13 protein-coding genes are annotated in these 19,779 nt (G+C 71.2%); 8 read left to right on the top strand and 5 right to left on the bottom strand.

Going from position 1 to position 19,779, the window contains the following annotated elements; all coding sequences use genetic code 11:
* Nucleotides 1–7 precede the first annotated feature (7 nt).
* The 6 genes from WMF26_RS46455 (at nucleotide 8) to WMF26_RS46430 (ending at nucleotide 7,777) form a co-directional block, all read left to right on the top strand.
* Nucleotides 8–2,302, top strand: a complete 2,295-nt coding sequence (locus WMF26_RS46455) for a heme lyase CcmF/NrfE family subunit (protein WP_437997940.1) — start codon at nucleotides 8–10, stop codon at nucleotides 2,300–2,302.
* Complete coding sequence (locus tag WMF26_RS46450) at nucleotides 2,299–2,868, top strand: cytochrome c-type biogenesis protein (protein WP_437997939.1); 570 nt, start codon at nucleotides 2,299–2,301, stop codon at nucleotides 2,866–2,868. Before WMF26_RS46455 ends, WMF26_RS46450 begins: the two co-directional genes overlap by 4 nt.
* 50 nt (nucleotides 2,869–2,918) lie before the next feature.
* Nucleotides 2,919–3,785 (top strand): hypothetical protein, encoded by an 867-nt coding sequence (locus WMF26_RS46445; protein ID WP_437997938.1) that lies wholly within the window; start codon nucleotides 2,919–2,921, stop codon nucleotides 3,783–3,785.
* Nucleotides 3,785–5,413, top strand: coding sequence for a carboxypeptidase-like regulatory domain-containing protein (locus WMF26_RS46440; RefSeq protein ID WP_437997937.1), 1,629 nt, complete (start codon nucleotides 3,785–3,787; stop codon nucleotides 5,411–5,413). The genes WMF26_RS46445 and WMF26_RS46440 overlap by 1 nt, the downstream gene beginning before the upstream one ends.
* A gap of 1 nt (nucleotide 5,414) precedes the next feature.
* Nucleotides 5,415–6,314 (top strand): formylglycine-generating enzyme family protein, encoded by a 900-nt coding sequence (locus WMF26_RS46435; protein ID WP_437997936.1) that lies wholly within the window; start codon nucleotides 5,415–5,417, stop codon nucleotides 6,312–6,314.
* A gap of 221 nt (nucleotides 6,315–6,535) precedes the next feature.
* Nucleotides 6,536–7,777, top strand: coding sequence for a CinA family nicotinamide mononucleotide deamidase-related protein (locus WMF26_RS46430; protein WP_437334421.1), 1,242 nt, complete (start codon nucleotides 6,536–6,538; stop codon nucleotides 7,775–7,777).
* 21 nt (nucleotides 7,778–7,798) lie between these two features.
* Here the strand turns inward: WMF26_RS46430 and clpB are convergent, their stop codons facing one another.
* From clpB to WMF26_RS46405, 5 genes are all read right to left on the bottom strand, one after another.
* Complete coding sequence (gene clpB, locus WMF26_RS46425; protein WP_437997935.1) at nucleotides 7,799–10,408, bottom strand: ATP-dependent chaperone ClpB; 2,610 nt, start codon at nucleotides 10,406–10,408, stop codon at nucleotides 7,799–7,801.
* 190 nt (nucleotides 10,409–10,598) lie between these two features.
* On the bottom strand, nucleotides 10,599–13,094 hold the full coding sequence (gyrB, locus tag WMF26_RS46420; protein WP_437997934.1) for a DNA topoisomerase (ATP-hydrolyzing) subunit B: 2,496 nt from the start codon (nucleotides 13,092–13,094) through the stop codon (nucleotides 10,599–10,601).
* A 412-nt stretch (nucleotides 13,095–13,506) separates the two neighbouring features.
* A complete protein-coding gene (recF, locus tag WMF26_RS46415) occupies nucleotides 13,507–14,658 on the bottom strand; it encodes a DNA replication/repair protein RecF (RefSeq protein WP_437334418.1) in 1,152 nt (383 codons plus the stop codon).
* Complete coding sequence (dnaN, locus tag WMF26_RS46410; protein WP_437334417.1) at nucleotides 14,655–15,785, bottom strand: DNA polymerase III subunit beta; 1,131 nt, start codon at nucleotides 15,783–15,785, stop codon at nucleotides 14,655–14,657. Before dnaN ends, recF begins: the two co-directional genes overlap by 4 nt.
* Before the next feature lie 347 nt (nucleotides 15,786–16,132).
* Nucleotides 16,133–16,675: a hypothetical protein gene (locus WMF26_RS46405; protein WP_437997933.1), complete on the bottom strand. Its 543-nt coding sequence runs from the start codon at nucleotides 16,673–16,675 to the stop codon at nucleotides 16,133–16,135.
* Between the two features lie 13 nt (nucleotides 16,676–16,688).
* On the opposite strand from WMF26_RS46405, the gene WMF26_RS46400 reads away from it, so the two are divergent.
* Both WMF26_RS46400 and WMF26_RS46395 read left to right on the top strand, forming a co-directional pair.
* Complete coding sequence (locus WMF26_RS46400) at nucleotides 16,689–17,957, top strand: serine/threonine-protein kinase (RefSeq protein WP_437997932.1); 1,269 nt, start codon at nucleotides 16,689–16,691, stop codon at nucleotides 17,955–17,957.
* Nucleotides 17,958–17,990: 33 nt separating this feature from the next.
* On the top strand, nucleotides 17,991–18,638 hold the full coding sequence (locus tag WMF26_RS46395; RefSeq protein ID WP_061623290.1) for an ATP-binding cassette domain-containing protein: 648 nt from the start codon (nucleotides 17,991–17,993) through the stop codon (nucleotides 18,636–18,638).
* The last annotated feature ends 1,141 nt before the right edge of the window (nucleotides 18,639–19,779 follow it).

Genomic DNA, 19,779 nt, shown 5'->3' with positions numbered 1-19,779 from the left:
CACGACGATGTGGCAATCTCTTCCTGAGTTCGGGACCGGCGTCCTCTACGCCATTCTGGTCACCGCGGCGTACACCTTCGCGGTGGCGCTCGCGTCGGCGCGCGGGCGGCCGCGGCTGCTCCAGGCGGCGCGGCTCGGCGCGTACGGCACCATCGCGCTGGTCGGGCTCGGCGTGCTGGTGCTGGCGTACGCCTTCGTCAGCCACGATTTCCGCATCGCCTACGTCGCCCAGTACAGCGACCGGTCGATGACCACGCCGTACCTCATCGCGGCGCTCTGGGGCGGGCAGGACGGCTCGCTGCTCTGGTGGATGTTCCTGACCGCGGTGTTCTCCGGCGGCTGCGTCTACTGGCTGCGGCGCCGGTACCTGGAGCTCCAGCCGTACGTCATCGCGACCCTGATGAGCGTCCTCATCTTCTTCGCGGCGCTGATGATCTTCGCGGTGAACCCGTTCCGCACGAGCGTCGCGGGCGCCCCGCTCGACGGCAACGGGCTGAACTACCAGCTGCGCAACTTCTACATGATCATCCACCCGCCGAGCCTCTACGTCGGCTTCACCAGCGCGGCGGTCCCGTTCGCCTTCGCGATCGCCGCGCTCGCCACGGGCCGGCTCGACAGCGAGTGGATCGTCGCGACGCGGAAGTGGATGCTCTTCTCCTGGCTGTTCCTCTCGATCGGCAACGTGCTCGGGATGCTCTGGGCGTACGAGGAGCTCGGCTGGGGCGGCCCGTGGGCGTGGGATCCGGTCGAGAACGCCGCGTTCCTCCCGTGGCTCACGGCGAGCGCCTACGTGCACTCGACGATGATCCAGGAGCGCCGCGGCATGCTGAAGGTGTGGAACGTCTCGCTCATCTGCGGGACGTTCTTCCTGACCATCTTCGGCACCTGGCTCACGCGGTCGGGCCTCATCGCGAGCGTGCACTCCTTCGCCCAGTCCGGCATCGGCATCTGGTTCGTCGGCTTCATGGCCGTGATCCTGGCGACGTGCACCGCGCTCATCGTCTACCGCCTGCCGCGGCTGCGCAGCGACGGTCAGTTCGAGTCGCTCCTGTCGCGCGAGGCCGCGTTCCTCTTCAACAACTGGGGCCTCTTCAGCATCATGATCTTCATCGCGGTCGCGACCGTGTGGCCGCGCATCAGCGAGTGGCTGCTCGATCAGAAGTCGACGCTGGGGCCCACGTTCTACAACATGTGGCTCCCGCCGGTCGCGCTCGTGGTCTTCTTCCTGATGGGCGTCGCGCCGCTGCTCGGGTGGCGGAAGACGTCGCCGGAGCTGTTCCGGAGGAGCTTCCGCTGGCCGGTGCTGGCCACGGCCGTCACCGCGGCGCTCCACCTCGCGCTCGGCAGGAAGGTCGGCTTCGCCCCGTTCGTCGCCGTCGACCCGATCTACCCCGGCCAGCTCGGCGACGCGCTCGCGAAGCTCGCGTCGACCTACCCGTTCTTCACGGTCGCGATCGCCGCGTTCAACATCGCCGTCGTCATCCAGGAGTTCGCCCGCGGCATCGCGGCGCGGCAGAAGCGCGGGGGCGAGTCGCTCTTCGCTTCCTTCTACAACCTGGTCGCCAGGTCGCGGCGCCGCTACGGCGGCTACATCGTGCACGTCGGCATCGCGGTGATGTTCATCGGGTTCGCCGGCCGCGCGTGGGGCGTCGACAAGGAGATCAGCCTCCGCCCGGGCGAGGCCGTGCAGATCGAGGAGTACCGCCTCGTCTACGCCGGCCCGCGCATGGAGGTCGACAGCGAGAAGCGGATGGTCTTCGCCGACCTCGACGTCGAGCGCCACGGCGCGCCGGTCGGCCGGATCAGCCCGGCGAAGTACATCTACAAGGCCACCCCGGAGGCGCCGTCGACCGAGGTCGCCCGGCACATCACGCTCAAGAACGACCTCTACGTGATCATCGGGATGGCGAACCCGCAGACGAAGGTCGCCTCCTTCCAGCTGCACGTGAACAACCTGATCTCGTTCATGTGGTTCGGCGCGGGGATCCTCGTCCTCGGGGCGCTCATCGCGATGTGGCCCGACATCGCCCTCGAGGAGGCCGGCGCGTTCGGCTATGTCCGGGCGGCGGGGTCGGTCACGGCGTCGGTCGTGTTCGCCTTCCTGCTCGCCGGCGGCCCGTCGCAGGCCTACGGGCACCCCATCCAGGAGCGGCTCGGGCCGCCGATCCTGAGCGCGCCGGGGGGCGCGGACGGCGAGGCCGGCGCCCCCGCGTCCGGCGCGTCGGTTGATCCCGGGCGGGCGCCCGCGATCGGTGCAATGCTCCCGACCCCTGCCGAGCCGAGGCAGCCAGCCTTCGAATGAGCCGCACACGACACCTCATCCACGGGATCACCCTCCTCGCCGCGGGCCTCATCGCCCTCGTCGTCCTGCTGCGCTCGCCGGATTTCGCCCACGGCCAGCAGCTCGGGGAGGGGATGCAGCGCTCGGGCACCGTCGGCATCCAGAACGAGACCGAGCGCAAGCTCTTCTGGAGCCTGATCTGCACGTGCGGCTGCCCGCGCGAGACCCTCGGGACGTGCACCTGCGGCACCGCGCACGAGCGCCGCGACCAGCTCCGCGAGGCGCTCGCGTCGGGGCTGTCGATCGAGGCCATCCAGGCCGCCTACGCCGAGCGCTTCGGCGCGGAGGCGCTGGCCGTGCCGCCGAACAAGGGCAGCCAGCGGCTGCTCTACCTCTTCCCGCTCGCCGCCATCATGGCCGGCGCCGGCGTCGTCATCGTCACGCTGCGCCGATGGAAGCGGCGCAGCGACGAGGCGCGCGCCGCCGTCGAGCGCTCCCCGAAGGGCGTTGTCCCCGGCGGGCGCGACGATTACGACGACAAGCTCGACGAGGAGCTGAAGAACCTCGACCGCGAAGACCGCGAATGAGCGCCGAAACATCCGCCAAAAGCGCCGCCTCGGCCACGGCCCACGAGGCCGTGAGCCGGGGCTCTGGCTCGCCGCTCGAGCGGCAGATCGTGCACTACGCTCGCTTCGGGGTGCCGCTCGCGGCGCTCGCGGGCGCCGGCGTCGCGGGGCTCGTCGCGGGGCCGCCCGCGGCGATCCTCGTGCTCGCGGGCGGCGCGCTCGTCGCGGTGATCGCCATCTTCTGGGCGAGCCTCCGCGTGCTGCTCGGGGAGACCCCGCTGAGCGGCGCCGACGCGTACGCGATCGGCGCGCCGCGCGCCGAGGAGGAGCAGAAGCAGGCCGTCCTGCGCGCGCTCAAGGACCTGGAGTTCGAGCGGAGCGTCGGCAAGATCAGCGACGAGGACTACGCCGATCTCGTCGCGAAGTACCGCGCCGAGGCGAAGCGGCTGCTCCGCGTGCTGGACGCCGACGCGCAGCCGCGGCGCGAGCAGGTCGCCGCGCTCGTGGCGAGGCACCTCCGGCGCGCCGGCCTCCAGGACGACGGCGGCGTGGAGGCGCCGGAGCAGGGCGAGGGCGCCGAGGGCGAGGCCGCGGGCGCCGCCGAGGGCGAGGTTGCGGGCGCCGCCGCGGGCGAGGCCGCGGGCGCCGCCTCGGAGGCGAGGCCGGCGAAGCGGAGGCGCGCCAGGGCCAAGCCGCCGGAGCAGGAGCGCGCTCCGGAGCCGGCGGAGGGCGAGCGCGACGAGGCCGAGGCGACCGCGGAGGGCGCGGCTGCGCCGGCGATCGCGTGCGCGGCCTGCGGCACGCTGAACGACGAGGACGCGGTGTTTTGCAAGAAGTGCGGGACGAAGTGCGCGCCCGGCGCGCCTCTGGCCGAGCAGGCTGCGGCGGAGGAGGCCGCGGCCGGCGTCGACGAGAACGACAGCAGGAGGGCGTCGTGATGCGCTGGTCCAGGTACACCGCGCTGGCCGCGATCGCCTCGCTGAGCATGACCGCGGCACCGGCGTCGCAGGCGCAGCCCGCGGCCCCGGCGCAGCCCGCGGCGGCCGCCGCAACCCCGGCGCAGCCGGCGGCGCAGGCGCAGCCCGCGGCCCCCAAGGCGGCTCCCGCGCAGCCCGCGGCGCCGAAGCAGGACGCGAAGACGACGGCGCCGAGCGCGGCGAAGCCGCCGGCCGCCGCTGCCGGCAGCGCGAGCCCCGCTGCGGCCTCGACGGCTGCGGCGGACGCGGGCGCGCCCGACGCCGCTGGCGCCCTCCCGCCGGGTCATCCCGAGGTCGGGCAGGAGCTGCCTTCCGGCCACCCTCCCGTGGGCAAGCCGCCCGCGGGAGGCGCCGCATCCCGGCGCGCCGCCGAGGAGCTGACCGGCCTGTTCGAGGCGCCCGACGACACCGTCCAGGAAGATGCCGGCCTTCCGCCCGGCGCCATCGCGCTCACCGTGCAGGACGCGAACGGGCAGCCCATCCCTCGCGTCGCCGTCGACGTCGACATCCTGCAAAGCTCGGTGACGAAGGGCGAATCGCGCGAGCGCGTGACGCGGGAGACCGACGACGCGGGCACCGTCCGGCTCGAGAACCTCACGATCGGCGGCGGCACGAGCTACGGCATCTCGGTCACGCGCAACGGCGGGACGTTCTCGCTCCCGCATTTCGGGCTCAGCGCCGAGGCCGGAAAGCGCGCCGTGCTCCACGTCTACGAGGCCACGCCGGACGTGAACGGCCTGCTGGTCGGGTCGCAGGGCATCATCTACCTCCAGCTCCGGCAGGACTCGATCTCGGTCGAGCAGCTGTTCCAGGTCTACAACCTCGGACGCGTCGCCTGGCTCCCCAACGAGACGTTCGCCCTCCCGCCGGACTACAAGGCGTTCAACAAGAGCGAGGGCATGGACGAGATGCGCTTCGAGGAGGTGAAGGGCACCGGCGTCGCGCTGCGCGGCACCGTGAGCCCCGGCCGCCACGAGGGGCAGTTCCGCTGGCAGGTCCCGCTCAGCCAGGACGAGCGTCAGACGATCCGCATCGAGCTGCCGCCGCGCATCGCCCAGCTGCGGGTGATGGCCGAGGCGTCGAAGTCCATGACGCTGAACGTCGCCGGCTTCCCGGCGGCGCAGCGCACCCAGAACCGGGACGGCAAGAAGATCCTGATCACCGAGAAGGCGGGCAACCGCACGGAGGGCGGGCTGAGGACCATCGAGATCACGCTGGGCGGGCTGCCGACGCCCGGCGTGGGCCGCTGGGTCGCGCTCGTCCTCGCCGGCGCGGCCGTGATCGGCGGGGCCGCGCTGAACTTCGTCCGCCGGCGCGAGGACGATCGCGGGCCCGACGAGGAGGAGCGGCGAGAGCTGCTCGAGGCGCGCGACGCGCTGCTCGACGAGTTCGTCGAGCTCGAGCGCGCGCGGAAGCGGGGCGACGTCGGCCCGAAGACGTACGACCGGGTCCGGACGGCGCTCCTCGACGCGCTCGCGCGCCTCGTGAGCATGATCGAGGCCACGCCGGCGCGCGGGAAGACCGCCGGCGCGCGGGAGCCGTCCGGCGCGCGGCGGAAGGCGGACGCTGCCGCATCGCCGCCGCCCTGAGGTGGGGACAACGCCGAGCGCCGGACGGAGGCTCGGCTGGAAGGCCGGCCTGTCCGCGGGCGCGGCCCTCCTGATCGTCGGCATCACGGCGCTCGCTCGCCACCGGGCCGGGCCGCCGGCGCGCTGCGCGCCGGGGATGGTCGCGCTCGGCCCGCGATGTTGCGGCGAAGGCCAGCGCCTCGACGACGCCGGCCGCTGCGCGGGCGCGCCGAGCCGATGCGGCGCGGGCCTCTCGGCGACCCTCGCCGGCTGCGTCGCGCCGGGCGCGACCGTGCGCATCGCCGCCGGGACGCTGCGGCTCGGGCCGAGCGACTGGGAGGCGCAGGGCGTCGTCGAGGCGCGCGAGGTGTTCGTCCCGGCGTTCTCGCTCGACGCGTTCGAGGTCACCGAGCAGCGCTACGCGGCCTGCGTCGCGGCCGGCGCCTGCGCGGCGCTGCCGCTGCGCGGCGAGCCCGGCGTCCCGGTGACGGGCGTCACGCTGGAAGAGTCCGCCCGGTATTGCGCGTTCGCGGGTGGATCGCTCCCCTCGCGCAACCAGCTGGCCTTCGCCGCGGCGGGCCCGTCGAGCCGGCGGTACCCGTGGGGGGACACCGGCGCGGTCTGCCGTCGTGTCGCCTTCGGCCTGCGCGCGGGGCCGTGCGGATGGGGCGCGACGGGCGCTGAGCTCGCGGGCTCGCGCCCTGACGGCGCCGCCGTGCACGCGGGCGGGCGTGTGTTCGACCTGGCCGGCAATGTCGCCGAGTGGGCGGCGCCCGATCGACCCGACGACGGGATGTCGGGAACTCACGGTGGATCGTGGGCCGACGAGGCGGCCTCGGCGCTACGCACCTGGAATCGGCGGCTCGTCCCCGTATCCACCCGTTCGCCCGATCTCGGATTCCGGTGCGCCTATCCGCCGTGAGCGCGCGCCGCGCCGCTCACGGCGGCGTCGGAGGGGAGGGGAGAGGGAGGGGGAGAGGAGGGCAGAGGGGGAGCTCGCGGAGAGGGGAGCTCGCGGAGAGGGGGAGCTCGCGGAGGGAGGAGGGATGGCACGCGAACGGCGACAACCGCGCCCAAACGACCGCAAAACCGTCCGGAAACGCGCTCCGTCGGCTCCGGATTGGGTTACAGTCCCCCTTCCCAATGACTGTCGCGCTTCTCTCGATCGGGACCGAGCTCACCCGGGGCGAGATCCTCAACACCAACGCGGCCTGGCTCGCTGCCGAGCTCACCGCAGCGGGCTTCACGGTCAGCGAGTCCCTCACCGTCGACGACGACGTGGATCGCATCGTCGCCGCCGTCCAGAAGCTCGCGAGCGCACACCGGCTGGTGATCGCCACCGGCGGCCTGGGCCCGACGACCGACGACCTCACCGCGCTCGCCGCCGCGCGCGCGACGGGCACCGACCTCGTGCGCGACGAGAGCACGCTGCTCGCCATCCGCCGCCGCGTCGAGAGCCGCGGCAAGACGATGAACGCGGGCCACGAGAAGCAGGCCGAGGTCCCCGCCGGGTCGGAGATCCTGCCGAACCCCTCTGGCACCGCGCCCGGCTTCGGGATCCACCTCGGCGAGTCCACGGTCTTCTTCCTCCCGGGCGTGCCGCGGGAGATGAAGGCCATGTTCACCGAGCAGGTCTTGCCGCGCGTGCGGCCGGCGGCTCCGAACAACACCTTCCAGGTCCGCCTCCGCACCTACGGCCTGCCCGAGTCCACGGCGGGCGAGCTCCTGAAGGGCGTGGAGGAGGCCTATCCCGGCATCACGCTCGGCTATCGCGTCCACTACCCGGAGGTGGACGTGAAGGTCCACGCCCGCGCCGCCACGCAGTCGATGGCGCACGAGCTGGCCTTGAAGGCGACGGCCGACGTCCGCGAGCGGCTCGGCACGGCCGTGTACGGGGAGGGGGACGACGCCTTCCCGGAGATGGTCGGGCGCTCCGTGCGCGCCCGGGGCTGGCGGCTCGCCGTGTCGGAGTCGTGCACCGGCGGGCTGATCTCCCACCTGCTCACCAGCTACCCGGCGAGCGACTACCTGGTCGGCGCCGCGGTCACCTATGCGAACAGCGCCAAGACGCGGCTGCTCGGCGTCGCGGAGGACACCCTGCGCGGCCACGGCGCGGTGTCGGCCGAGGTCGCCGCCGAGATGGCCCAGGGCGTCCGCCGCCTCTGCGAGGTCGACGTCGCCATCTCGGTCACGGGCATCGCCGGCCCGACGGGCGGCACGGCGACCAAGCCGGTCGGCCTGTGCTACTGGGCCGTGTCGCACCCTGGCGGCCTCGTCGTGCGCGACCGCGTGTTCTCGGGGGATCGCGAGGAGGTCCAGCTCGGCGCCGCCTACGCCGTCCTGGACCTCCTCCGCCGCATCGCCGGCAACCTCCCCGAGCGCTGACGCAGGCGCGGCTGACGAGCGTCAGTTCGGCGCGGCGCGCGTGAACGTGAGCGCGCCGTCCCCGCGGTCGATCCGCACCGTGTCGCCCTGCTTGAACTCCCCGCCGAGGATCCGCTTCGCGAGCTCGTCCTCGATGCTCCGCTGGATGGCGCGCTTCAGCGGCCTCGCGCCATACTGCGGATCCCACCCCTGCTCGATGAGGTAGCCCTTCGCGTCGGACGAGATCGTGAACAGGAGCCCGCGTCGATCCAGGCGCTTTCGCAGCAGATCGAGCTGGATGTCCACGATCTTCTCCATCTGCTCGCGCGCCAGACGCCGGAACACGATGAGGTCGTCCAGGCGATTCAGGAACTCCGGGCGGAAGTGCTTCCGCACCTCCTCGATGACGGCCCTCCGCACGAGCTCCGCCTTCTCGTCGGCCGGCAGGTTCGCCCGCTCCTCGATCGCCGCGGCCGCGGGCGTCCCGAGGTTGGATGTCAGGATGATGATCGTGTTCTTGAAATCGACCGTGTGTCCCTGTCCATCCGTCAGGCGCCCGTCGTCGAGCACCTGGAGGAGCGTGTTCCAGATGTCCGGGTGCGCCTTCTCGATCTCGTCGAACAGCACCACGCTGTACGGCCGCCGGCGCACCGGCTCCGTGAGCTGGCCGCCCTCCTCGTAGCCGACGTACCCGGGCGGCGCGCCGATCAGGCGAGCCACCGCGTGCCGCTCCCCGTATTCGCTCATGTCGAGCCGCACCATGGCCCGCTCGTCGTCGAAGAGGATCTCGGCGAGCGCGCGCGCGAGCTCGGTCTTGCCGACGCCGGTCGGCCCGAGGAACAGGAACGACCCGATCGGCCGCCGCTCGTCGCCGAGGCCGGCCCTCGAGCGCCGGATGGCGTTCGACACCGCGCGGAGCGCGTCCTCTTGCCCGACCACGCGCCGCCGCAGCTCCTCCTCGAGGCGCAGGAGCTTCTGCATCTCGCTCTCGAGCATCTTGGACACCGGGATACCGGTCCACTTCGAGACGACCGCGGCGATGTCCTCGTCGGTGACCTCCTCCTTCAGGTAGCTTTGCTTCGACTGCACCTGGGCGAGGGTCGTGCGGATCGACTCGAGCTTCTTCTCGATCTCCGGGATCGTGCCGTAATGGATCTCCGCGGCGCGCCCGAGATCGCCGGCGCGCTTCAGGCGCTCCTCCTCGAGCCTGAGCTCCTCGATCTGCGGCTTGAGCTGGCGCAGCTCGGAGATGAGCTCCTTCTCCCGCATCCACTGCGCCCGCATCGCGTCGCGCTGCCCCTGGAGCTCGGCGATCTCGCGCCGCACCTCATCGAGGCGCGCCTTGCTCGCCTTGTCGCTCTCGCGCTTGAGCGCCTGCTCCTCCATCTGCAGCTTGAGCAGATCGCGCTCCACCTGGTCGATCGGCGTGGGCAGGCTGTCGATCTCCATGCGGATCTTCGACGCCGCCTCGTCGATGAGGTCGATCGCCTTGTCGGGCAGGAACCGCTCGGTGATGTACCGGTTCGACAGCACCGCGGCGCCCACGAGCGCGGCGTCCTGGATGCGGATGCCGTGGTGGACCTCGTACTTCTCCTTCAGGCCGCGCAGGATGGCGATCGTGTCCTCGACGGTGGGCTGCGCGACGAGCACCTGCTGGAAGCGCCGCTCCAGCGCCGCGTCCTTCTCGATCCGCTTCCGGTACTCGTCGAGGGTGGTCGCGCCGATGCACCGGAGCTCGCCGCGCGCGAGCGCGGGCTTCAGCATGTTGGCCGCGTCCATGGCGCCCTCGGCCGCGCCGGCGCCGACCAGCGTGTGGAGCTCGTCGATGAACAGGATGATGCGCCCGTTCGAGCCCTCGATCTCCTTGAGCACCGCCTTGAGCCGGTCCTCGAACTCACCGCGGAACTTCGAGCCTGCGACCATGGCGGCGAGGTCGAGCGCGGCGATGGTCTTGTCCTTGAGCGACTCGGGCACGTCGCCCGCGACGATGCGGTGCGCGAGGCCCTCGACGATGGCCGTCTTGCCGACGCCGGGCTCACCGATGAGCACCGGGTTGTTCTTGGTGCGGCGCGACAGCACCTGGATCACGCGCCGGATCTCCTCGTCTCGGCCGATCACCGGGTCGATCTTGCCCTGTCGGGCGAGCTTCGTGAGATCGCGGGTGTACTTCTCGAGCGCCTGGAACTTCCCCTCGGGGTCCCGGTCCGTCACGCGCTGATTGCCGCGCACGGCCGCGAGCGACGCGAGGAGCTTGTCGTAGGACAGCCCCGCTCGCTCGAAGATCGACTGGATCTCCTTGTCGGTCTTCGTCCCGGCGAGCAAGACGTGCTCTGTCGAGATGTACTCGTCCTTGAGCGCCTTCGCCTCGTCTTCGGCCTTCTGCAGGACCGCGAGCGCGCGCCTCGACAGGTTCGGCTCGGCGCCGCCGCTCACGCGAGGGTAGGTGTCGATCTTCGCGTCGAGCAGGCGCAGGAGCCCCGCGGGATCGGCGCCTGCCTTCTGCACCAGCGGAGCGCCGAGGCCGCCGTCCTGGCCGACGATCGCCCGCACGATGTGCTCGGGATAGAGTTCGGGATTTCCCCGGCGGCTGCCGAAATCGACAGCCTCTCGTATGGCCTCCTGGGCCTTCGTCGTCATTCGCTCGATTCTCATGGCACCTCGAAGCTAAGGCGTGTGCCATCGCTAGCAAGGGGCCGGCCAAGCAAGCGTCTTGCCAGAGATACCGAGCGAACGCATCGGTCGATCGATGCAGCCTCAGCGCCGTGTCAACCCCACCGTGCGTGGTGGGGTCCTCGGCTGAAGCGGGCGCGGGCTCCGTCCGCCGCGCGCCCCGACGACAAGCTCAGATGTCGAGGTTCTTCACGTTGAGCGCGTTCTGCTCGATGAAGTTGCGCCGCGGCTCGACCTGATCCCCCATGAGGATCGTGAAGAGCTCGTCCGTCTTCACCGCGTCGTCGATGCGGACCTGGAGGAGGGTCCGCGCGTCCGGGTTCATCGTCGTTTCCCAGAGCTCGTCGGCGTTCATCTCGCCGAGACCCTTGTAACGGCTGATCGCGATACCCTTCTTTCCCCGCTCTTCGATGTAGTCGACGAGCGCCTCGCCGTTCTCGATCGTCTCCTCGCCGCTCGAGGTGCGGGCCCGGTACGGGGGCGCGCCGATGGAGCGCAGGTCCTGCTCGATCGACCAGGCCTCCTGGTACTCCGGCGAGCCCACCAGATCCCAGTCGATGACGCTCTTTCGCGCGCTCGCGCCAGGGCGCGGCACGACCTCGATCCGGCTCGTCCCGTGCTCGGTGTCGCGCGGCGTCGACAGCGTGAGCGGGAACAGGTCCGGGTAGCGCTGCTTCAGGTAGGCCCGGAGCTCGTCGGCGGCCGCGGCGACCTTCTTGGTCTCCCGCAGGTCGTCGCGCCCGAGCCCGCTCGACCGGAGCACCGCCGCCACGATCCGCGCGTCACAGCGCTTGTCGATGTTCGACAGCACGGCGCGGAACCGCTTCAGCCGCTGCGCGAGGCGGTAGAGCGGCTGCCCCGCGATGCCCGTCTGCGCGCCGCTCGCGACGATCTCGAGCCCGTCCACGGCGTTGCCCACGAGGAACTCGTCGAGCGCGGCCTGGTCCTTCAGGTACAGGTCGCGCTTGCCCTTGCGCACGCGGTAGAGCGGCGGCTGCGCGATGAACAGATACCCCTTCTCCATGATCTCGGGCATCTGCCGGAAGAAGAAGGTCAAGAGCAGCGTGCGGATGTGGGAGCCGTCGACGTCGGCGTCCGTCATCAGGATGATCTTGTGGTAGCGGAGCTTGTCGATCTCGAAGCCGCCGGCGTCGTTGATCCCGCAGCCGAGGGCGGTGATCAGCGTGCCGACCTCGGCGGAGCTCAGCATCCGGTCGAGCCGCGCCCGCTCGACGTTCAGGATCTTGCCCTTCAGCGGCAGGATCGCCTGGAAGTGCCGGTCGCGCCCCATCTTGGCGCTGCCGCCGGCGCTCTCGCCCTCGACGATGTAGATCTCGCTCTTCTCCGGGTCCTTGGACTGGCAGTCGGCGAGCTTGCCGGAGAGCGACGTCACGTCGAGCGAGCCCTTGCGGATCACCTCGCGGGCCTTGCGGGCCGCCTCGCGCGCCTTGGCCGCGACGACCGCCTTCTCGATGATCTTCTTCGCGCTCTGCGGGTTCTCCTCGAAGTACTGCGCGAGCTTGTCGCTGACGACCGCCTCGACGATGCCCTTGACCTCGCTGGAGACGAGCTTGGATTTCGTCTGCGAGTCGAACGACGGGTCCGGGTGCTTGATGCTGAGCACGCACGTCAGGCCCTCGCGCGCGTCCTCGCCCTGCAGGCCCTGCTTCAGCTCCTTGAAGAGGTTGTGCGCGCTCCCGTAGTTGTTGATCGTCTTCGTGAGCGCGGCGCGGAGCCCGGTGAGGTGCGTGCCGCCGTCCCTGTTGTGGACGTTGTTCGTGTAACAGAAGATCGCCTCCGTGTAGGAGCCGTTCCACTGCAGCGCGACCTCCACGCCGACCGGCGGCGCCGAGCTCGCGCGGCCGTTCCCGGCCTCGCCCGCCGCGCCGATCTCGTGCTGCGACACGAAGCTGATCACCTCGTCGTGAATCGGCTCCTTGGTCTTGTTGAGGAGCGCCACGAACTCCGCGATACCCCCCTTGTACTCGTAGGCTTCGGCCCTCCCGTCGGGGCGCTGGTCGTCGAGGTGGATGATGAGCCCGGCGTTCAGGAACGCGAGCTCGCGGAGGCGGCTCGCCAGGACGTCGAAGCTGAACTCGACCGTGCTGAAGATGATCGGGTCGGGCTTGAAGGTGATCTTCGTCCCCGTCTTGTCCGTCACGCCGATCCCCTTGAGCGGCGCCCTCGGCACGCCCCGGGCGTACTCCTGGAACCAGAGCTTTCCTTCGCGCTTGATCTCGAGCTTCAGCCACTCGGAGACGGCGTTCACGGCGCTCACGCCGACGCCGTGCAGGCCCGCAGAGACCTTGTAGCTGGAGTTGTCGAACTTTCCGCCGGCGTGGAGGACGGTCATGACGACCTCGGCGGCGCTCACGCCCTTCGCGTGCATCCCGACCGGGATCCCGCGGCCGTTGTCCTCGATCGACACCGAGCCGTCGAAGTGGACGGTGACCCTGATCTCCGTGCAGGCGCCGGCGAGGTGCTCGTCGACGGCGTTGTCCACGGCCTCCCAGACCAGGTGGTGCAGCCCCGATCCGTCGTGCACATCGCCGATGTACATGCCGGGGCGCTTTCGCACCGCTTCGAGGCCTTCGAGCGCCGTGATGCTGTGGGCGTCGTACGACGCCTTGGTGAGGTCGGTCGGCTGGCTCAGGGTGGGTTCCGTCATCTCGGTCCTGGTGGGCGCGCCCGCCGCCTCTCACCGGGGGGCGCAGAGCGGCGGAGACCGCTCGGATTGCCGGAGTTCTTGCAGTGGAGGGGCCGGCGCGATGGGCAGCTCGTCTGGTGGGACCCGGTCGCGGCAGCCGCGGCGCCGGATCGATTCCGAGGGCACGAGCGTTCATGCGCGGACCGCTCGTCGATGCCCCGTAAAGACTGCGGAAATGTAGCCGAAATCAGCCGCTCGGGCAAGCGTTTCGCCGAGTCCGGAAGCCTCGTAACACCGTATTTTCGGCGCCTGGCGCGGGCGCGTCCGGAGCATCCCAACTCGTGCCCTGCGGGGCGGGATCAACGCGTCTCGGGGCGGCCGCGGCAGGCCTCGCCGCGCCCCCGCCGCGCCGCGTCCGCCCCCGCGGCGCACCTCAGCTGAGCGCGCCGCCTTCGACGTGAAAATCGCGCCGCTCCGACGCGGGTACGCCCGGCGTGACGATGAGATCGCGCCGCGTGGTCGTCAGGAACACCTGTCCGCGCGCCATGCCGAGGAACGTGAACAGCGCGGCCGTCCGGTCGGGGTCGAGCTCGCTGGACACGTCGTCGAGCAGGAGAATGGGCTCTACACCCCGGACGGAAGCAATGGCGGCGGTCTCAGCCGCCTTGAGCGAGAGGGTGAGGGCCCGGTGTTGCCCCTGGGAGGCGACCACGCGGGCGGGGTGGCCGTCGAGCTCGAGCACCAGGTCGTCCCGGTGGGGGCCGAAGCCTGCGCTCGGCCGGTGGGCGTCGCGCCGGCGGTGCTCGCGCAGCGCCTCGGCCGCCTGCGCGGCGTCGCTGGCGCCGCCCGGCGCGTAGCGCGCGGCGAGGGTCAGGTCGGGCGCCGCGATGCGGGCGAAGGCGTGGGCGAGCTCCGGCGCGAGCGCCTCGACGGCGGCCGCGCGGGCGCGGGTCAGCGCCGCGCCGTGCAGGGCGCAGAGCTCCTCGAACGCGTCGAGCTCGGCGCCCCCCTGTGGCGACGCGCCCCCGCCGCGGTGGAGCAGCTCGTGCCGCGCGCGGAGCGCCTGCGCGTATCGGGCGCGGTGGTCGGCGCTCTGCGGGTCCATGAAGAGCGCCAGCCGATCCAGCAGCGTGCGCCGCGCGCTCGCGGGCCCGGTCGACAGCGCGAGCTCCTCGGTGTGGAAGGCGACGACCGGCGAGCGCGTCGCGAAGCTCGACAGGCTCGGGGGCCGGTTGCCGTCGATCCGCACCACGCACCGCTTCTGCTCCACGGCGGCGGTCTGCTCGCGCGCGAGGGGCGGCAACGCGTCCCTGCGCTCGACGAAGCGCGCGCGCGCGCTCGCGACGTCGGCGCCGTGGCGCACGAGCTCCGCCGCGCGGTGGGTGCGGAAGCTCCTCGAGGTGGCCGCGAAGTAGATCGCCTCGAGGAGGCTCGTCTTGCCTTGACCGTTGTTGCCGGCGATGACGTTGAGGCGCGGCGCCGGCTCGACGTCGATGCGGCCGAGGTTCCGGAACTCGCGCACGTGGAGCCGCTCGAGCAGGAGGCTCGGGAGGCGTTCGTGTCGCTCGTCGTCGGGCGCGCTCAAATCCGCATCGGCATGATGACGGCGACGTAGCTCTGCTGGTTCGACTCGCTGCCGGGCCGGAGCACGGCGGGGTCGAGCTCCCCGGAGATGCCGAGGATGACCTCCTCGTCGTCGATGGAGCCGAGCACGTCGAGGAAGTACTTGGCGTTGAAGCCGATCGTGACCTCGGGCCCGGCGTAGTCGACGGCCACCTCGTCGAAGCCGGCGCCGGTGTCCGGGCTCTCGCTGGTGATCCGGAGGGTCCCCGGCGCGATCGACAGCTTGACGCCGCCGGTGCGGTCGTTGGCGGCGAGCGCGATGGCGCGGAGGGCCTCGGCGAACTGGACGCGGGGTGCGCGGACCGAGCGCTCGGTGACGGACGGGATGACCTGCTGGTAGGGGGGGAACTGCGCGTCGACGAGCTTCACCGAGAACTGCATCCCGGCGATGTTGAAGAAGGCGTTCGGCCCGCTCTGGGTGATGGCGACCATGGGGGTCTCCTTCTCGGCGCGCGCCTCCTCGGCGAGGCGGCGGAGCTCGGTGATCGCCTTGAGGGGGATGAGCATGGTGGCGGTGGCGGAGCTGCCGGAGACGGTCGCCTCCATCTTGGACAGGCGGTGGCCGTCGGTGGTGACCATCCGGACGCGGTCGCCGGCCCACTCGAACAGGGCGCTGTTGACATGGGCGCGCGTCTCGTCGGTGGAGATCGAGAAGTGCGTCCTGGCGATCAGGAGCGCGAGCTGCTCGACGGGGAGCTCCAGCGAGGGCGCGTCGCGCGACGGCGCGGGCAGCTGCGGGAACTCCGAGCCGGGGAGGCCGGGGAGGGTGTAGCGCCGGGGCGATCCCACGGCCTTGAGCGACGTGTGCGCGCCCTCGGTGGTGGTGATCTGGATCGGGCCATCGGGCATGGCCTTCACGCGTTCGAGCAGGTCCCTGGCGGGGACCGCGACGGTGCCGCCGGTCTTGATGTCCGCGTGGGTCTGGCCGGTGACCCCGAGGTACAGGTCGGTCGCGGCGACGCGGACGGCGTTGCCATCGGCGGCGAGCAGGACGTTGGCGAGCGCTGGCATGGCGCTTTTCTTATCCGCCACGCCTTGGCAGCGCGCGACGAGGCGAAGCAGATCTTTCTTGGGGATCACAAGGTCCATAGCCGACTCCGGAGCCGCTCCCTTTAGCAGGGTTATTGCCCGGGCGTGGGCGGGAAATGAGCGCTCCGGTGACCTTGCGGGACGCCTCTTCTTTCCATGAAATAGATAGATAAAGACATCGTCTTCGTCGTAGGCGCTGTGGAGGGCGGGGATAACTCAGATTGCTCAATGAATCCGAGCAGTTGGAAGCGAGCGCCCTGGGGTAAATGGACCGTGCTCAGGGGTAGGAGGACGGGGGACAGCTGGCGGGCGGCGTGTCTCCCCCGTTTTGCCCCCAGGGTTGTCGAGGGGGTTATCCCCAAGATCCACCAGGGGGTGCTCGGGAATGTACAACCGAGCGCGGCCGGTCACGCTCTCACCTGATGCGCTGTGCAGTTCCGAGCGGCACCTGGATGGAGTATTGCAAAATGTACGGACTTGAGTTCGGTGCGGTGCATCCACTGCGGTAGCCACCACGACGTTGCGGCGATCGTGTGCCCGTCGACCGGCCTCGTCATCGCATCGCGCGAGGCACCCTCGTCTTCCCGTGGGGGCCGGCGCGTCGTGGCGGCTCCGCTGCAGCCCGTCCCCCGACCTGCTGCACCGCAGCCGTCGCGGGGAGCGCCGCCGCCGCCGAGATCAGCGCCGCCGCCGCCGAGATCAGCGCCGCCGTCGCCGAGATCAGCGCCGCCGTCGCCGAGGGGCTCGTCTGGCGTGGGACCGAGCTCGTCGGCGCGCAGCGCGCCGCCGCCGCGTCCAGAGGCGCGATCCACGCCGCCGCGCGCGCCGTTGTCCAGCCGCGGCGACGCGCGGGTCGAGGCGTGGCCGAGGAGAGACGCGGCGAGCGCGTCGTCGGGGCGTTCGCTGCTCGGGCATGTGATCGGCGACAAGTACGGGGTCACCGCGATCATTGGGGAGGGGGGCATGGGCGCGGTGTACGAGGCCGAGCACCTCCAGATCGGGCGGCTGGTCGCCGTCAAGGTGATGCACCCGCGGGAGACGCAGCAGCGCGAGGCGATCTCGAGGCTGGAGCACGAGGCGCGGGTCGCGGGGCGGATCGGTCATCCGAACATCTGCGAGGTCTACGACATGGGGTGGCTCCCTGACGGCAGCCCCTACCTTGTGATGGAGCGCCTCCACGGTGAGACGCTGGCGCAGCGGATCGAGCGCTGGGGGCCCGTACCGCCGAGCGAGCTCGTGGACATCATGCTGCAGGTCCTCTCCGCGCTGGTGACCGCGCACGAGCGGGGGATCGTCCACCGCGACCTGAAGCCGGAGAACATCTTCCTCTCGGAGCGCGCCGGCATGTTGCCGGTTGCCAAGCTGCTCGATTTCGGCATCTCCCAGGCGTCCGGCATGGATGGGACGATGGATCTGACCCGCACCGGCATGGTGATGGGCACGCCGTACTACATGGCGCCCGAGCAGGCTCGGGGCGATGTCGAGCTTGACCACCGGCTCGATCTGTGGGCGGTGGGCGTGATCCTCTACGAGGCGCTGACCGGCCAGCGCCCGTTCGTCGCGCGCAACTACAATGCGCTGCTCGTCCAGATCCTGACGCTCTGGCACCGCCCGGTCACGGAGCTCGATCCCACGATCCCGCCCGGGCTCTCGCGCCTGGTGGATCGCGCCCTGGCGAAGGAGCGCGACGAGCGCTTCCAGAGCGCCCGTGAGTTCCAGGAGGCGCTGCGGCGGTTCAAGAACGAGGTACCCGTGTCGCAGAAGCGCCGGGTGGAGCGCGTCGCGGTGCAGAGCCTCATCGAGGATCGGAACGACGACGGGACGATGATGTTCGCGCGGCTGGGAAGCGAGCAGGACGCCGGCGAGCCCGGTCGGATCGTCGCCGCGAGCGGCCGCTCAGCGCCCGAGGTGGCGAGGAAGGGTGCTCAGGTCGCTGACGGCGGGAAGGGGCTTGCGCTGCGTCACGGCGCGTGGTCGACGCGGGCTTCGGGGGCGGCGAGCGACGCTGGGGCGGTGCGCAGGCGGAGCGAGCCGGTCGCCGAGGTGGTGGACGGGCTGTCTCGGGACGACGAGACGGAGGATCGGCCGACGATCCCTTCGTTGGGCCCGCTCAGGGGGGTGGAGCTCTCGGACGACAATGAGGCGACGGTGGTTGATCCGCCTGCGTTCCCGGAGGACATGCCCACGGTCGTCCGCGGTGAGGGTCGCGCGCGGGGCGGCGACAAGAGCTGACACGGGTGTGAGCGCAGGAGCGAGGTGAGCGCAGTGGATGCGATCGAGCGCGTGGTGGCGCGTGGCGTCGTGAAGACGTACGGAACGACGGCGGCGCTGCGGGGCGTGACCGCGACCATCGAATCGGGCCGGTTGACGCTCATCGAAGGGGCGAACGGGTCGGGCAAGTCGACGCTGCTCGGGATCCTGGGCACCGTGATTCGCCCGACGTCGGGCGACGTCAGCTACGAGCCGCTCGGGGACGACACGGGGCGGGTTCGAGGCACCATCGGCTGGCTGTCTCACGAGTCGCTGGCGTACCCGGACCTTTCCGGCCGGCAGAACGTCGAGCTGGCGGCCAGCTTCCACGGGCTCGATGCGCAGGAAGCGTGGCGTCGAGCGGAGGAGCGCTTCGAGCTCGGGAGCTTCGCGGTTCGCCCGCTGCGGACGTGCTCGCGTGGCCAGCGGCAGCGCATCGCGCTCGCGCGGGCGCTTGTGCACCAGCCTTCCTTGGTGCTGCTGGACGAGCCCACGACCGGCCTGGATCGGTCCGGTGTCGCACGGCTGCTCACGGTGGTGGAAGCCGAGGTGGCGCGGGGCGCCGCCGTGGTTGTGGTCTCGCACGAGCCGGAGGTCTTCCGGCATCGAGCTGCCGCGCGTGTCGTGCTGGAGCGCGGTCGCGTCGTCGCCGACGCGACCTGAGCCACCTCGCGACCGCTTCCGACTGGAGCCGTCGTCCATCCGAGCGCCCGTGCCATCTCGCCGCCGAGCTGCGCGAGCTCGGCACTGCGCATTCTCGCTGTCGGCGGCACGGCCTGCGCCGACACGTTCGTTCTCCCGGTTCGCCGAGCGTACACGCCTGCGCCTCCACGTCGCAGCGGCGGGTGAGCGACCGCCGGTGCAAGGTACGAGGCTGCCGTCGCCGTTCGCCGTGCGCCCTGCCGTGGCGCGCGTCCGTGGGTCCCAGGAACGACGTGCTGGTCAGCGCCGAGCGGAGGATGTCGCCCGACGACCCTGTCGAGCGCGACGGCGCGCTGCTCGCGGGCACCTTGCGTGATGCCAAGAGTAGGGTGCGATCGGCTCCGAGCAGCCGCGCTCCGGGATAGAGCGCGACGTCGAGCAAACCGCTCGGTTCACCTGTTCCTCTACGCACTCGTGCTGCTCTCTCAGGCCCGTAGCGCTGCAACGTCCGCTGAGCGAAGACGATCACAGCGGTCCTGGTGCTCGCCCAAGAGCTCTCCCTCCAATATCCGACAGCCTTCTCTCCGGCAGGCTCGTGAGGAACTCGGCAGCCGTGTGGGCCAGCGACTCTGGGAACGCCGCCCGAGACATGAACCAGACGGGGCGTGACTGGGGTTGGGCCGAAGCTCGCGGTGCGATCTCTCCAGACGGGGCGTGACTGGGGTTGGGCCAAAGCTCGCGGTGCGATCTCTCCCGTGTTGGTGCTTGTCACAACACCGGGAGCTGCCGGCGAATTCAGCGCTACCTGCGCCGATTGCCAACCAGGAGCGAGAGCGCGCGCGGGCAGCACGGCGCGGTCAGCCTCATGAAGGATGCGCAGGGGGTAGGGACCGATCAGCAGCACGACGGAATCACGAGCGAGCGCGCACACCAGCTCTGCGTTCGTCGGTGCCCGCGCCGGGGCCTTCAACGAAAGCGCCGGCGCTCTCGTTGCAGACCCCGGGGCACCCTTTGGCCTCCCACCCACGCGGTCACGATCTTCAGCGAGATGGCGCTGGCGCAGCGGCGCGCCGCCAGGTGGGATGCGACCGGTTCCGAGACGCGCCGCGATGCACTCGCCGTGAGGTGCCCGATCGGCACGACGCCGGCTCGATCTGAACCG

The organism is Sorangium sp. So ce185 (genome assembly GCF_051526825.1).
GTDB classification, from domain to species: domain Bacteria; phylum Myxococcota_A; class Polyangia; order Polyangiales; family Polyangiaceae; genus Sorangium; species Sorangium cellulosum_D.
This window is presented reverse-complemented; position numbering and strand designations above follow the sequence as displayed.